This is a genomic window from Pigmentiphaga sp. YJ18, from assembly GCF_038066655.1.
In the GTDB taxonomy this organism is placed as follows: domain Bacteria; phylum Pseudomonadota; class Gammaproteobacteria; order Burkholderiales; family Burkholderiaceae_B; genus Pigmentiphaga.
The window spans coordinates 183,274-197,323 of the sequence record NZ_JBBUKU010000006.1 but is presented as its reverse complement, the minus strand read 5'-3'; the positions used below and the strand labels follow the sequence as shown (position 1 = coordinate 197,323).

The 14,050-nt window shown below is 66.4% G+C and carries 12 protein-coding genes; 10 read left to right on the top strand and 2 right to left on the bottom strand.

What is annotated here, in order from left to right; genetic code table 11:
- Positions 1-26 precede the first annotated feature (26 nt).
- Positions 27-1,556, top strand: a complete 1,530-nt coding sequence (gene glpK / locus WKR98_RS27665) for a glycerol kinase GlpK (RefSeq protein ID WP_341435254.1) — start codon at positions 27-29, stop codon at positions 1,554-1,556.
- The gene (locus WKR98_RS27660; RefSeq protein WP_341435253.1) at positions 1,553-3,166 is read left to right on the top strand and encodes a glycerol-3-phosphate dehydrogenase/oxidase; all 1,614 of its coding nucleotides are present in this window, start codon (positions 1,553-1,555) and stop codon (positions 3,164-3,166) included. The genes glpK and WKR98_RS27660 overlap by 4 nt, the downstream gene beginning before the upstream one ends.
- On the opposite strand, the gene WKR98_RS27655 is transcribed toward WKR98_RS27660, so the two are convergent.
- Positions 3,109-3,834: a TetR/AcrR family transcriptional regulator gene (locus tag WKR98_RS27655; protein WP_087841661.1), complete on the bottom strand. Its 726-nt coding sequence runs from the start codon at positions 3,832-3,834 to the stop codon at positions 3,109-3,111. The genes WKR98_RS27660 and WKR98_RS27655 overlap by 58 nt on opposite strands.
- Before the next feature lie 219 nt (positions 3,835-4,053).
- Here WKR98_RS27655 and WKR98_RS27650 point away from each other — a divergent pair, with 219 nt between their 5' ends.
- Genes WKR98_RS27650 through WKR98_RS27625 form a run of 6 tightly spaced genes read left to right on the top strand, consistent with a single transcriptional unit; the run spans position 4,054 to position 10,662 of the window.
- Positions 4,054-5,319, top strand: coding sequence for an alpha/beta hydrolase (locus WKR98_RS27650; RefSeq protein ID WP_124691136.1), 1,266 nt, complete (start codon positions 4,054-4,056; stop codon positions 5,317-5,319).
- A 28-nt stretch (positions 5,320-5,347) separates the two neighbouring features.
- A complete protein-coding gene (locus WKR98_RS27645) occupies positions 5,348-6,298 on the top strand; it encodes a VOC family protein (RefSeq protein WP_341435252.1) in 951 nt (316 codons plus the stop codon).
- A gap of 22 nt (positions 6,299-6,320) precedes the next feature.
- The gene (locus WKR98_RS27640; RefSeq protein ID WP_124691134.1) at positions 6,321-8,021 is read left to right on the top strand and encodes an AMP-binding protein; all 1,701 of its coding nucleotides are present in this window, start codon (positions 6,321-6,323) and stop codon (positions 8,019-8,021) included.
- Positions 8,018-8,497 (top strand): acyl-CoA thioesterase, encoded by a 480-nt coding sequence (locus WKR98_RS27635; RefSeq protein ID WP_124691133.1) that lies wholly within the window; start codon positions 8,018-8,020, stop codon positions 8,495-8,497. The genes WKR98_RS27640 and WKR98_RS27635 overlap by 4 nt, the downstream gene beginning before the upstream one ends.
- Positions 8,494-9,648 (top strand): FAD-dependent monooxygenase, encoded by a 1,155-nt coding sequence (locus WKR98_RS27630; protein WP_124691132.1) that lies wholly within the window; start codon positions 8,494-8,496, stop codon positions 9,646-9,648. Before WKR98_RS27635 ends, WKR98_RS27630 begins: the two co-directional genes overlap by 4 nt.
- A gap of 36 nt (positions 9,649-9,684) precedes the next feature.
- A complete protein-coding gene (locus tag WKR98_RS27625) occupies positions 9,685-10,662 on the top strand; it encodes a Bug family tripartite tricarboxylate transporter substrate binding protein (RefSeq protein ID WP_341435251.1) in 978 nt (325 codons plus the stop codon).
- A gap of 53 nt (positions 10,663-10,715) precedes the next feature.
- On the opposite strand, the gene galE is transcribed toward WKR98_RS27625, so the two are convergent.
- Entirely contained in the window at positions 10,716-11,795 is a 1,080-nt protein-coding gene (galE, locus tag WKR98_RS27620; protein ID WP_341435250.1) for a UDP-glucose 4-epimerase GalE, read from the bottom strand.
- 232 nt (positions 11,796-12,027) lie between these two features.
- Between galE and WKR98_RS27615 the strand changes: the two genes are divergently transcribed.
- Together WKR98_RS27615 and rfbB are read left to right on the top strand one after the other, a co-directional pair.
- On the top strand, positions 12,028-12,987 hold the full coding sequence (locus WKR98_RS27615) for a glycosyltransferase family 2 protein (RefSeq protein WP_341435249.1): 960 nt from the start codon (positions 12,028-12,030) through the stop codon (positions 12,985-12,987).
- 4 nt (positions 12,988-12,991) lie between these two features.
- Positions 12,992-14,050 carry a dTDP-glucose 4,6-dehydratase gene (gene rfbB, locus WKR98_RS27610; protein WP_341435248.1) on the top strand — a complete coding sequence of 353 codons (1,059 nt, stop codon included), beginning with the start codon at positions 12,992-12,994 and terminating at the stop codon, positions 14,048-14,050.

The window sequence follows — 14,050 nt, the reverse complement described above, 5'->3', positions numbered from 1 at the left end:
CGCAGGTTTCACCAGGTCTCCTCCGTATGCGCTACATCCTTTCGCTGGACCAGGGCACGACCAGCTCGCGCGCCCTGCTGATCGACCATGCCGGGCAGATCGTCGCCGTCGCCCAGAAGGAATTCCCCCAGTTGTTTCCCCGCCCGGGTTGGGTCGAACACGATCCCGAAGACATCTGGGAGTCGCAGTTGGCCGTGGCGCGGGCCTGCCTGGCACGGGCGCCCACCTCGCTGGTGGGCAACGGCTATTCGCGCGCGCCCGCCATCGCGATCGGCATCACCAACCAGCGCGAGACCACGGTGCTGTGGGACCGCGTCACCGGCAAGCCCGTGTCCCGCGCCATCGTCTGGCAGGACCGCCGCACGGCCGAGCGCTGCGACCAGCTGCGCCGCGAAGGGCATGAGGCGCTCATCCAGCGCAAGACCGGGCTGGTGCTGGACTCCTATTTTTCCGCCACCAAGCTGCAATGGCTGCTGGACCATGTGCCCGGGGCGCGGCAGCGCGCGCGCAATGGCGAACTGGCGTTCGGCACCGTCGATGCCTGGCTGATCTGGAAGCTGACCAATGGCCGCGTGCACGGGACCGATGCCAGCAATGCCTCGCGCACGCTGCTGTTCGACATCCATCGCATGGCCTGGGACGAGGAACTGCTGGATCTGTTCGACATCCCCGCCAGCGTGCTGCCCGCCGTGGTGCCGTCGTGCGCGGTGCTGGGCGAGACCGACCCCGACCTGTTCGGCGCGGCCGTGCCGATCGCGGGCGTGGCGGGCGACCAGCAGGCGGCCACGTTCGGGCAGGCCTGCTTCGAGCCCGGCATGGTCAAGAACACCTATGGCACCGGCTGCTTCATGCTGATGAACACGGGTACCCAGCCCATGCCCAGCCAGAACAAGCTGGTGGCCACGGTCGGCTGGCAGGGGCCGGCCGCGGCCGAGCCGACGACGCGCACGGCCTACTGCCTGGAAGCGTCGGTCTTCATGGCGGGCGCCACCATCCAGTGGCTGCGTGACGGCCTGAAGATGATCGCCAGCGCACCCGAGGTCGAGCCGCTGGCCGCCAGCGTGGCCGATTCGGGCGACGTCTATCTGGTGCCGGCCTTTACCGGGCTGGGGGCGCCAGACTGGGACGCCTACGCGCGCGGCACGCTGATCGGCCTGACGCGTGGCACGACCCGCGGCCACATCGCCCGCGCGGCGCTGGAGTCGATCGCATTGCAGGCCACCGACGCGCTGACCGCGATGATGGGAGATTCCAGCCTGGCCATCCGGGAACTGAGAGTGGACGGCGGCGCCTGCGGCAACGACTTGCTGATGCAGATGCAGGCCGATTTCCTGGGCGTGCCGGTGGTGCGGCCCCAGGTTACCGAGACCACGGCGTTGGGCGCGGCCTACCTGGCCGGCTTGGCCACGGGGTTCTGGGCCGACGGGGCCGAGATCGCCGCGCAATGGGCGCTGGACCGGCGCTTCGAGCCCTCGATGTCCGAGACGGCCCGCCGCGCCAAGGTCGAACGCTGGCGCGAGGCCGTCGCGCGTTCGCGCGCCTGGGCCCGGACTTGACCGCGTCCACGCAGGCGCCGCTGCGCACCGACCGGGCCGGATTGCTGGCCCGGCTGGCCGAACCCGGGGATTACGACGTGGCGGTGATCGGCGGCGGCGCCACCGGCCTGGGCGTGGCGCTGGATGCGGCCACGCGGGGCCTGCGCGTGGTGCTGGTCGAGGCCCACGACTTCGCCAAGGGAACGTCTTCGCGCGCGACCAAGCTCGTGCATGGCGGCGTGCGCTACCTGGAGCAGCGCAATTTTCCGCTGGTGCGCGAGGCCCTGCGCGAACGGCAGATCCTGCTGCGCAACGCGCCGCACCTGGCACAGCCGCTGCCCTTCGTCGTTCCCGCCTATCGGTTCTGGGAAAGGCCGTACTACGGAACGGGCCTGGTCCTGTACGACGTGCTGGCCGGCAAGGCCGGCCTGGGGCGCACGCGCTGGCTGGACAGGCGGGCCATCACGGCCCGCCAGCCCGGGCTGCGGACGCAGGGGCTGCGCGGCGGCATCGAATACTGGGATGGCCAGTTCGACGACGCCCGGCTGGCCATCGCGCTGGCGCGTACCGCGGCGCGCGCCGGCGCGCTGCTGGTCAACCATTGCGCCGCCGTCGGCCTGATCCGCGAGCAGGGCAGGGTGGCCGGCGTGCGCTGCGAAGACCGCGAAACTGGCCGTTCGTATGCCTTGCGCGCGGCCTGCGTGGTGAATGCCGCCGGTATCTGGGTTGACGCCGTGCGCCGCCTGGACGCGCGAACGCAGGCCGCCCAGGACACCCTCCTGTTCAGCCAGGGCGCGCACGTGGTCGTATCGCGCGACTTCCTGCCCGGCGACCGAGCGCTGCTGGTGCCCCGCACGCCCGACGGCCGGGTGCTGTTCGCGTTGCCCTGGATGGGCAGGACCGTTATCGGTACCACCGATACGCCCCGGCCCAGCCAGGAACTGGAGCCGCGCCCGCTGGCCGAGGAAGTGGACTTCCTGCTGGGCGAGGCCGGCCGCTACCTGGAGCGCGCGCCAGGTGTCCGCGACGTCTCCAGTGCCTGGGCGGGCCTGCGTCCGCTGGTGCGCCCGGCGGGACACGCCAGCACCAAGGATGTCAGCCGTGAGCACGTGGTGCGGGTCGAGGACGACGGGCTGGTCACCGTGGCCGGCGGCAAATGGACCACGTACCGGGCCATGGCCCAGGACACGGTGGATGCCTGCCTGGATGCCGGCCTGTTGAAATCCGCCGGCCCCTGCGCGACGGCCGACCATCCCCTGGTGGGGGCCGAGCCGGGCAGGCACAGCATCGGCGATGCGCCGGGCCTGTGGGGATATGGCAGCGAACGGGATGCAGTGCTTGCCCTGCCGGGCGCGGATCGCGAACTGGGGGGCGGACTGACCGAGGCCATGGTGCGCTTTGCCGCGCGCCACGAATACGCGCGCACGGTCGAGGACGTCCTGGCGCGCCGTTCGCGCCTGCTGTTCCTGGACGCCCGCCTGGCACGGGAGCTGGCGGGCGAGGTCGGAAGGCTGCTGGCCGAGGAGACTGGCGTCGATGCGGGCGCCGGGGTGTTCCGCGAACTGGCGGACAGTTATTTGCGCTGGCCGGCCGAGGCGTCATCCTCGGGCACCACCAGCTTCTCCAGGTAGGCCAGGTCCTCGCGCAGCAGCCGCAGGGATTCCTTGACGTCGGGCACCCGCGCCCGGCGCGATTCGTCGCGCCGCAGGGCATGGATGGCCATGTCGGCGATGGCCTCGGCCACTTCCTGCTGGCCCAGGCGCCCGCTGGGCTTGAACCACCACGCGGTCCAGTTGCACATGCCGATCAGCCCGAAGGCCGCGACATGCGGGTCGGCCATGCGGAAATGGCCGAGCTGGATGCCGCGCTCGATGATGCCGCTGAAGTCCGCCAGCACGCTGCGGCGCGCCGTATGCATCGAGGCGCGCTGGCGCTGCGTGAGGTCCGACTCGTTGCGGTCGGCCACGCGGAACTCGGCCGGGCGCGACAGGATGAGATTGGCGTAGTCGGTGACCAGCTCCCGCAGCGCCTCGGCTGGATCGCGGTCCTGGCGGGAGACGGCGGCGTTGGCCAGTTCCCGGGCCGAGGTCAGGATTTCCTCGGTCAGCGCCCGCAGGATCGCGTCCTTGTTCTTGAAATAGTAGTAGACGGCGGTACGGCTCAGGCCCAGCGATTCGGCGATGTCCTGCATGCTGGTGCCGCCCGTGCCGCGTTCGATGAAGAGCTTGGCCGCGGCGTCCAGGATGGCGCCGCGCAGGACTTCCCCTTTCATCGTTGCCTTGGTGGGAAGCTCGTTCACGGATAGGGACTTTCCAGGATATGGGGCAGGAACGGGTGCCGGCCCAGGAGCCGATTATGGCATGTCGAAACCCCGTCTTCCCAGGGAAAAGGGGCGCGTCGGCGAGTTTTTTTGACACTTCTGTCGGAATTTCTACGTATATTGACAGTTAAGTCAAAAAATAGTCGAATGTGACAAAAGACGGTTGCATCAGCCGTCCGCGTCATCAGGAGACCCATCGTGAGCACCGGCGCCAACGCCCCCCAGCACGTCACCGCAGGCTTCTTGAACACCGACTGGAACCCCCGCGATCTTCCGGCCGGCGCCTCCACCCGCAACGTCGTCCTGCGCACCGATGACGACGCCGCCACCACGGGCTCGCTCTACCTGCCGGCGGGCCCCCGGCCCCGGACCGTCGTGTGCGTGATGCACCCGCGCGAATTCATGGCCTGCCACTACCTCATTCCCGACATCGTCGGCGCCGGCTATGCGGCCTGGTCGCAAGGCGCGCGTTCGGTCGGCAACGACCTGCGCCTGGAGCACGAGACCGCGCTGCACGACGTGGCGGCCGGCCTGGCCTTCCTGCGCGGGCAGGGGTTCGAGCACATCGTGCTGCTGGGCAATTCGGGCGGCGCGGGCCTGTATTCCTTCTACGCCCAGCAGTCGTCGCTGCCGGCCGCCGAGCGCATCGCCCGCACGCCGGGCGGCAAGCCTTCCGGCCTGGCCGGGCTCGACATGCCCCAGGTCCAGGGCCTGGTGCTGGTGGGACCGCATCCGGGGCAGGGCGCGCTGCTGATGAATTGCATCGATCCCTCGGTACTGGACGAAGGGGACGCGCTGTCGGTCGACCCGACCCTGGATCCGCTGAATCCCGACAACGGCTACCGCCCCGGCGGCCAGGCGCGCTATGTGCCCGGGTTCGTCGCGCGCTACCGGCAGGCGCAGCGCGACCGGGTCGAGCGGCTGGACGCGCTGGCGCGGCAGTCGATCGCGCAGCGGCTGGGCGCGCGCAAGGCGCTCAAGGGCCGCGAGGACGCTTCCCAGGCCGAGCGCCGCGTGGCCGCCCATACACCCGTGATGACGGTCTGGCGCACGGATGCCGACCTGCGCTGCCTGGACCTCAGCCTGGATCCGTCGGACCGGCATTCCGGTTCGCTGTGGGGCCGCGATCCCTATGCCTCGAACTACGGCGCCGTCGGTTTCGCGCGCTTCTGCACGCCCGAGAGCTGGCTGTCGACCTGGTCCGGCCTGTCGTCCAACGCCAGCCTGGCGGCCGCCGCGGACGCCATCGTCCAGCCCACCCTGATCATCGAATACACGGGCGACCAGGCCTGCTTCCCGGGCGACGTGCGCGCCATCCACGATGCCCTGGCCACGGCCGACAAGCGCCACCTGCGGGTGCGCGGCGACCACCATGGCCGCGCGCTGGCCGAGGGCGAGGAGCCGGGCCGCTACGAGGCCGGCCGCCAACTGGCCGCCTGGCTGCGCGAGCGCTTCGCGCGCTGACCACCATCCATATGCAAGGGGAAACGACATGAGCACCAGCCTGAACGCCAGCGCCACGCCGGCAGGCAAGACGACCGACGCCGCGCCCGGGGCGCTGTCCGCCCACGGGCTCGCGTTGCGGGGCGTCGATCACACGGCGCGGCCCACCTGGAAGCTGCGCGAGACCGTGGCGTTCTACCGGGACATTCTGGGCCTGCCCCTGATCCATGTGATCTCGGCGCGCGGCTGGGGGCCGGCCACGCATCCGGACTTCCTGCATTTCTTCTTCGACAGTGGAAACGGCAGCACCATCGCCTTCTTCTATTACCTGGGCTCGGAGCCGCCCGTGGCCATGCGCGATCGGCCGCCCATGGCGCCCGTGCCCGACGACCACGTGTTCGACGCCACCCACACCGCATGGCTGGTCGAAGGGCAGGACGAACTGCGGGCCTGGAAGAAGAAGCTGGAGGACGCCGGCCTGCAGGTGTCGGTCGAAACCACGCACGAAGTGATCGAGTCGATCTACGTGCGCGATCCGAATGGCTACTTCATCGAGTTCACCCGCAAGCTTCGCCCGTTGACCCAGGTGGATGCCCTGGACGGCCACCTGACGCTGCAGGCCGCGCTCGAAGCCGAGGACGAGGCCCGGGCCGGACAGCGGCGCGTGTCGGACATCGCCGAGATCTGGTCGCGCAAGGCCCGGCTGGTCGCAGAACACGTGCGGCCCGGCCAGGCGCAGGTATCTCCGGCGGTGCGCATCTTCGTGCCCCGCGTGCGCGAGTTCGCCGCCCTCGTAGACGATGCGCGCGGCCGCGGCGACTGCCGCGTCGACACCCTGGGCGACTACGACCGCATCGAAAGCGACGGCCCCATCGAGTTCCGCCGCAAGGCGCTGGGGCTCAAGCCCGCCATCTGGTATGGCCTGTTCACCGGCGGCGTGCAGGGCCGCATCGAAACGCTGGACCGGGATTGCGCCCGCATCGTTCCAGAGGCCGCCTGAAGTCCAGGCGGAGGAGACCATCATGCAAGACATACGGCACCCGATAGAAGGGGTCATCTACCATCCGGCCGAGCGCGCCGCATCCTACCTGGACAGTGGCGCGTGGATGCGGTCATCGGTGGGCGATGCCTTGCGCGCCACCGCGCGGCGCTTGCCCGGCAAGGCGGCGTTCATCACCGACGAAGGCAGCCTGAGCTTCCAGGAGCTGGACGAACAATCGGAACGGCTGGGGGCGGCGCTGCTGGAGACGGGCCTTGCGCCCGGCGACCGCGCCATCTTCCAGATGGGGACCACGCTGGAAACCGTGCTGGCGCTGGCGGCCTGCTACAAGGCCGGCATCGTGCCCGTCTGCTCGCTGCCCCAGCATCGCGAGCTGGAGATCGGCCAACTGATCCGGCAGTCGGCGGCGCGGGCCTATTTCGTGCAGGCCGATTTCCATCCCAGCTTCGACCTGACCGCCTTCGCCCGCAAGATGGCCGAGGGCAGCGACACGCTGCGCCATCTGATCGTCGCCCGCGGGCCGGCGGGCGAGGGCGGCCTGGCCCTGAGCGACCTGATCGCCGGCATGCCGCTCGAGGCCGCGCGCCAGCGCCTGGCCGAGGCGCCGCCGGGGCTGGGCGACGTGCTGAGCTTTCAGCTCTCGGGCGGTACGACGGGAATGCCCAAGATCATCCCGCGCTTCCACGCCGAATACCTCGGCCATGCGCTGGCCTGCGCGGGCATGTACAAGCTGCGCGAGGACGACCGCTTCATGTGGGCGCTGCCGCTGCTGCACAACGCGGCCCAGGTATACGTGCTGATCCCCGTGTTCGCCATGGGCGTGTCCGCCGTGCTGATGCCCAAGCTGGACCTCGTCCGCATGCTGGAACTGATCGAGGAACACCGGGTCACCCGCGCCGTCTCCATCGGCCCCATCGCCCCGCAGCTCATGACCTATCCTGACCTGGCCCGGCACGACCTGTCGGCCCTGCGTCTGTTCATCACCATGAGCCGCGCCGACCGCCTGGAGGCGCACCTGGGCGTGCCGTGCTCCAACCTGTTCGGCATCACCGAGGGACTGCTGCTGGGATCCCCGCCCGACGCGCCGCAGGCCCGGCGCTTCCAGACCCAGGGCTGCTCCGGCTGCCCGCAGGACGAACTGCGCCTGTTGGAGCCCGACTCGGAAAAACCGGTGGCGCCCGGCCAGATGGGCGAACTGTGCTTTCGCGGCCCCGCCACGCTGCCGGGCTTCTTCAACGCGCCCGAGGCGAACGCCCAGGCCTACACCTCGGACGGCTTCTATCGCACCGGCGACATGATGAGCGCCCATGTGGTGGATGGTGTCACCTGCTACGCCTTCGAAGGCCGCCTGCGCGACAACATCAACCGCGGCGGCGAGAAAATCGGCTGCGAGGAAGTCGAGGGCCTGGTGGGCGCGCACCCGGCCGTGGCCGAGGCGCGGCTGGTGGCCATGCCCGATCCCGTCTATGGCGAGAAAGGCTGCATCTACATCGTGCCGCGCCCCGGACAGGCCGCGCCGCAGGTCAAGGAACTGGCGGACTTTCTGGTCGCCCAGGGCCTGGCCAAGTACAAGTGCCCGGAGCGCGTCGAAGTGATCGAGGTCTTCCCGGTGACCAAGGTGGGCAAGCTGGACAAGCCCGCGCTCAAGCGCATGATCGCCGAGAAGCTGGCGGGCGAGGCCGGTGCCGGCGGCCAGGACCCCAAGCAGGAGAGGCCGGCATGACCAGCACCGAACACGTGATCTCGACCACGCCCTTCGTCGTGCGCCGCCGCGTCAAATGGGGCGACTGCGACCCCGCCGGCGTGGTCTACACCGTGACCTTCGGCGAATACGTCATCTCCGCCGCCGAACTGTTCTACGGCATGCTGTTCGATTCCACGCCCCAGCGCGTCAAGGACGAACTCGGTTTCGGCACGCCCAGCCGCGCGCTGTCCTTCGACTTCCGCGCCTCGCTGTGGCCGGACGACGAATTCGACATGCGCGTGACCGTGGAAGCTATCCGCCAGCACACCTACGCGCTCGACATCACCGCTACCACGGCCGCCGGGCAGACCGCCTTCATCGCCAAGCTGACCCCCATCTGCGTCGCCCGCGGCGAGCGCCGGGCCATTCCCGTGCCCGGCGTGCTGCGCGACGCCTTGTCCTCGTACCAGACCGCCTGCGGCGCCGCCGCGGCGGCAGGGAGCCTCGCATCATGAAAATCGCCGTCATCGGAGCCGGCCCCGCCGGCCTGTACTTCTCGCTGCTGGCCAAGAAGCACGACCCGTCCCACCAGATCCAGGTCTACGAACAGAATCCCGCCGGCGCCACCTACGGCTGGGGCGTCGTGTTCTCGGACGTCGGCCTGTCCTTCCTGCAGGAAGCCGATCCCGAGTTTTTCAAGGCGTTCGTGGCCCACCACGAACGCTGCGACTACATGGAAATCGTCCATCGCGGCACCCACGTCCAGGTCCATGGCAACCACTTCTCGCGCACCGCCCGCATCGACATGCTTCGCGTGCTGGAAGACGCCTGCCGGCGCGAAGGCGTGAAGATCGAATACAACCGCCGGATCGACGACGTATCCGCGCTGGCGCGCGAGGTCGACCTGGTGGTGGCGGCCGACGGCGGCAACAGCGCCGTGCGCAAGCAGTTCGCCGACCACTTCCAGCCCAGCTTCGAGAAACGCCGCAACAAATTCGCCTGGTACGGCACCCGCCAGCGCTTCCACCCGGTCTCGCTCATCTTCCGCGAGACCCCGCACGGCGTGTTCATCGCCCACAGCTACCAGTACAGCCCCGAACTGAGCACCTTCCTGGTCGAGGTCGACCCCGACACCTGGCAGCGCGCCGGCCTGCATGAAGCCAGCGAGGACGAAAGCCGCCGCTATTGCGCCGACGTCTTCCGCCCCGAACTGGGCGGCAACGAACTCCTGACCAACCGCTCGCTCTGGTTCGAGGCCAACATCGTCCGCAACGAACGCTGGACCTGCGGCAACATCGTCCTGCTGGGCGACGCGCTGCGCACCGTGCACTTCTCGCTGGGCTCCGGCACGCGAATGGCCATGCAGGACGCCATCGCCCTGCACCAGGGGCTGGTGCGCCACCCCGGCGACCTCCAGGCCGCCTTCGCCGCTTTCGAGACGCAGCGCCGACCCGCCTCGTCCAGCTTCCAGAACGCCGCCGCGCGCAGCCTGGACTGGTACGAGAACGTCGCCGACAAGATGCACCTCGACCCCGTCTCGTTCGCCTACGACTACATGCGGCGCACCGGCCAGGTCAGCCACGAGGACCTGAAACAGCGCGACCCCCATTTCGCCGCCGCGTGCGAGGCCCTGTCCTGCCACCAGCCGGCGCCCGCCACCGCCTGATCCCCACACCAACGAAGCACAACACGAGGAGACACCATGAAAACCATCCTGCGCGGCGCCGCCGCCCTAGCCCTGGCCCTGAGCGCCGGCCATGCCGGTGCCCAGGCACCCGCCTATCCCTCCAAGCCCGTGCGGGTCGTCCTGCCCTACTCGGTCGGCAGCGGCCCCGACGCCGTCACCCGCCTGGTCGGCGAAAAACTGTCCAAGGCCTGGGGCCAGCCCCTCATCGTCGAGAACAAGCCGGGCGCCAACGGCTGGCTCGCCATCGGCGACGTCAAGCGCGCCGCGCCCGACGGCCTGTCCCTGGTCGTGGTCGACAACACCCACATGACCCTGCACCCGCACCTGTACAAGAAACTGCCCTTCGACCCGGTCGCCGACTTCGAGCCCGCCTCGCCCGTCTACACCACCAACTTCTTCATCGTCGTCTCGGCCAAGTCGCCCTGGAACAACGTCGCCGACCTCATCGCCGACGCCAAGGCCAAGGGCGGCAACCAGACCTACGGCACCTGGGGCCTGGGCAGCGTCGCCCACATCGGCGCGTCCATGTTCCAGACCCAGACCGGCACCCACATGACCCACGTGCCCTTCAAGGAACTGCCCCAGCTCTACACCGCCGTCGCCACCGGCGAAGTCGACTGGGCCTTCGGCACCGCCGCCACCGTGGCCCAGCTCTACCAGGCCAAGAAGGTCAAACTGCTGGCCCTGGCCGCGCCCAAGCGCCTGGCCCTGTATTCCGGCGTGCCCACCGTCTCGGAGGCCGGCGGCCCGGCCAACTTCGAACTCAAGACCTGGGTCGCCCTGTTCGCGCCCAAGGGCACTCCCAAGGCCGCCATCGACGCCATCAACAGCGGCGTCGCCAAGGCCGTGGCCGAGCCCGACGTGCGCAAACAGTTCGACACCTTCGGCTTCGAAGCCTGGCCCGCCTCGGCCGCCGACCTCGCCCAGGCCGTCAAGGCCGACACCCGGCGCTTCGAGTCGGTGGTCAAGATGGCTAATATCACGCTGGACTGATCGTGAATTGGCCGAGGTCGCGCGCCAACCGCAGCGGCGCGCTTCCATCCATCTCAGGGCTCGTAGCCGTTCGGGTTCTGGGATTGCCAGCGCCAGCCGTCGGCGCACATGTCTTCGAGGGTGCGGGTGGCCTTCCAGCCGAGCAGGGCTTCGGCGGTGGAGGGGTCGGCCCAGCACTCGGCGATGTCGCCGGGGCGGCGGGGCTGGAACTCGTAGGGGATGGCCTGCCCACTGACTGTCTGGAAGGCATGCAGTAGTTCCAGAACGCTGGTGCCGCGTCCCGTGCCGAGATTGATCGCTACGAAGCCCGTGGTAGCTCGTCTTGAGTGCTCGAGCGCCTTGACGTGACCGATGGCCAGGTCCACCACGTGGATATAGTCGCGAACCCCCGTGCCGTCCACCGTGGGATAGTCATTGCCGAACACGTTTAAGTGGGGGCGCTTACCAACCGCCACCTGTGTGATAAAGGGAAAGAGATTATTCGGTATGCCCTCAGGCGCTTCGCCCAGCATACCGCTGGGGTGTGCACCGATCGGATTGAAATATCGGAGACAGGTGGCACGGTGGGCCGGATGCGCCGCGCACCAATCGCGCAGGATCTGCTCTACGATGGCCTTGGTGGAGCCATACGGATTCACGGGCGCGATTGGATGGGACTCGGTGTAGGGTTGTGCGAGCGGAATCCCGTAGACAGTGGCCGAGGAACTGAACACGATTGTGTGAACGTGAGCGCGTTCCATGGCCTGTAGCAGTGTTAGCGTACCGGCTACATTGGTCTGGTAGTAATCAAGCGGTTTGGCAACGGACTCGCCAACAGACTTCAGGCCCGCAAAGTGCACGACTGCCTGGATGGGCGATCCGTGCTCCGCGGCACTGCTGAACATTGCATCCAGCAGACCGGTGTCCGTGATGCTTCCTTCGACGACCTGCAGTGTGTGACCGGCCAGCGACTCGACACGCTTGAGCGCAAGGTGCGACCCGTTCGAGAAATCATCCAGCACCACGGGTTGGTAGCCCGCCCGGATGAGCTCGAGCAGTGTATGAGTACCAATGTAGCCGGCACCGCCAGTGACAAGGAGGGACGAATTCGAGGCTGGGGGCAAGTGGAATCTCTGAAAAGAAGGAATCGGCACGCTACCATATCGGTAGTTGTAATTTTAAGTTACATTTTAACGAAAAGTGAGGGGCTCGAGATATGGCCGCATGGGCGGGTTAGACTTCCGTGCTGCCGTGGCAGTCCGGCTACGGTGTTTTTGTTTCACGGTGATCCCAGGCCGCGTCGAAGGTGCGGAGTTGTCTGGTGCAGCTCGCCGGCTTTTTTGACGCTCAAGAGGAGCGCTCGCGAATACAAGGTATCGGAGATCGATGTTGCAAGTCAGTGGTATGGATGCCCCCGTTACCTCTGTGTCTCGGGTAGCGATTCTTCTCGCTACGTACAATGGGCAAGCCTATCTGAGCGAACAACTCGCTTCGTACGCGATGCAGATCCATCGAAATTGGGTCGTCTATGCCTCGGACGATGGATCGAAAGACGGCACGCGCGACATCCTTCGCGCCCATGCGGTTCAGTGGGGGCGGGAACGGTTGGTTTTCATGGATGGACCGGCAAAAGGAGGGGCGACCAACTTCCTTAGCATGGCATGTTCACCCGATATCCAGGCCGATTACTACGCCTATTCCGATCAGGATGATGTTTGGGAGCCTGAAAAGTTGCAGCGGGCAGTGCATGCCCTTGCCGCAGTGCCCGAAGGGGTACCGGCCCTGTATTGCTCCAGGCTCGGGCTGGTGGATGCTCGTGGTCGAGGATTAGGTTTGTCACGTTTGTTCATGAAGCCACCTTGCTTTGAGAACGCGTTGGTCCAAAATATTGCTAGTGGAAATACTAGTGTTTTTAACCAGGCAGCCAAGGCTCTTCTTCAGCGCACGGGAGCCGATGTTGGCGTCCCTTTCCATGATTGGTGGACATATCTTGTAGTGAGCGGGTGCGGCGGATGGGTGATTTATGACACGCAGCCGTCGATACTCTACCGACAACACGATCGCAACGAAATGGGAAGCAATCGTTCGTTCCGTGCGAAATGGCAGCGCATGCACATGATGTGGCGCGGTTGTTTCCGAGAGTGGAATGACCGCAATATCAGAGCCCTTGCCCGTTTGGATGCCGATTTGACGAACGACTGTAGAGCAGTATTGAAAACATATTCCTCCGCACGCCACGCATCATTCTTGCCTCGGTTGCATGGAATGCTGTGTTCTGGAGTGCATTTTCAGACCGCAGGCGGCAACTTGGGGCTGCTTGTTGCTGCAATCTTCAACAAGATTTGAGTACATGACCATTCTAGTAACTGGCGGAGCCGGCTTCATCGGCAGCAATTTCGTGCTCGATTGGCTGGAGACAGTGGGTGAGCCGCTTGTCAATCTTGATGCTCTTACGTATGCGGGCAATAAACAGAACCTGAGCACGATTCTGAAGGACGAACGCCACATATTCGTATGTGGAGATATTGGCGATCAGAAGATGGTTGCGAGGCTTTTGCTCGAGCATCAGCCTCGAGCCATCATCAACTTTGCCGCCGAGTCGCATGTAGACCGAAGCATACGAAACCCAGAGTCTTTTATTCAGACGAACATCGTAGGAACGTTTCGTTTGCTCGAGGCAGCAAGAGAATATTGGAGCGGCCTGTCTCTCGAGGCCAGGGGCACTTTCAGGTTTCTCCATGTTTCGACGGATGAAGTGTATGGCTCTCTAGAGCCCAACTCTCCACCGTTTACCGAGACCTCGCGATATGAGCCGAACAGCCCGTATTCTGCCAGCAAGGCCGGAAGCGACCACCTCGTTCGGGCGTATCAACACACGTATGGGCTGCCCACGCTGACCACGAATTGTTCCAACAATTACGGACCCTATCATTTTCCCGAGAAACTGATTCCATTAATGATCGTCAATGCCTTGGACGGTAAGCCGTTGCCGGTCTATGGGGATGGTCTCCAGCGGCGCGACTGGTTGTATGTGAAGGATCATTGTTCGGCTATCCGGCGGGTGTTGGAAAAGGGCCTAGTAGGAGAGGTCTACAACATTGGCGGGGGCAATGAAAGGGCCAATATCGATATTGTCCGAGCCATCTGTACGCTTCTCGATCAAATGATTCCCAGAGCCGATGGGCATTCTTATGTAGAGTACATCTCCTATGTGCAAGATCGTCCCGGGCATGACCGCCGGTACTCCATCGATGCGAGCAAGATTGAACGCGAGTTGGGTTGGAGGCCGGACGAAACATTCGAGTCGGGAATTCGCAAGACGGTGGAGTGGTACTTGGCCAACCAGGACTGGGTGGCCTCTGTGACGAGCGGCGAATATCGGAACTGGATCGAACAGCATTATTCCTGA

Coding starts and splice junctions, on each gene's coding strand:
- rfbB (WP_341435248.1), top strand. CDS start 12,992: ATGACCATTCTAGTAACTGGCGGAGCCGGCTTCATCGGCAGCAATTTC.
- WKR98_RS27645 (WP_341435252.1), top strand. CDS start 5,348: ATGAGCACCAGCCTGAACGCCAGCGCCACGCCGGCAGGCAAGACGACC.
- WKR98_RS27635 (WP_124691133.1), top strand. CDS start 8,018: ATGACCAGCACCGAACACGTGATCTCGACCACGCCCTTCGTCGTGCGC.
- glpK (WP_341435254.1), top strand. CDS start 27: ATGCGCTACATCCTTTCGCTGGACCAGGGCACGACCAGCTCGCGCGCC.
- WKR98_RS27615 (WP_341435249.1), top strand. CDS start 12,028: ATGTTGCAAGTCAGTGGTATGGATGCCCCCGTTACCTCTGTGTCTCGG.
- WKR98_RS27625 (WP_341435251.1), top strand. CDS start 9,685: ATGAAAACCATCCTGCGCGGCGCCGCCGCCCTAGCCCTGGCCCTGAGC.
- WKR98_RS27640 (WP_124691134.1), top strand. CDS start 6,321: ATGCAAGACATACGGCACCCGATAGAAGGGGTCATCTACCATCCGGCC.
- WKR98_RS27630 (WP_124691132.1), top strand. CDS start 8,494: ATGAAAATCGCCGTCATCGGAGCCGGCCCCGCCGGCCTGTACTTCTCG.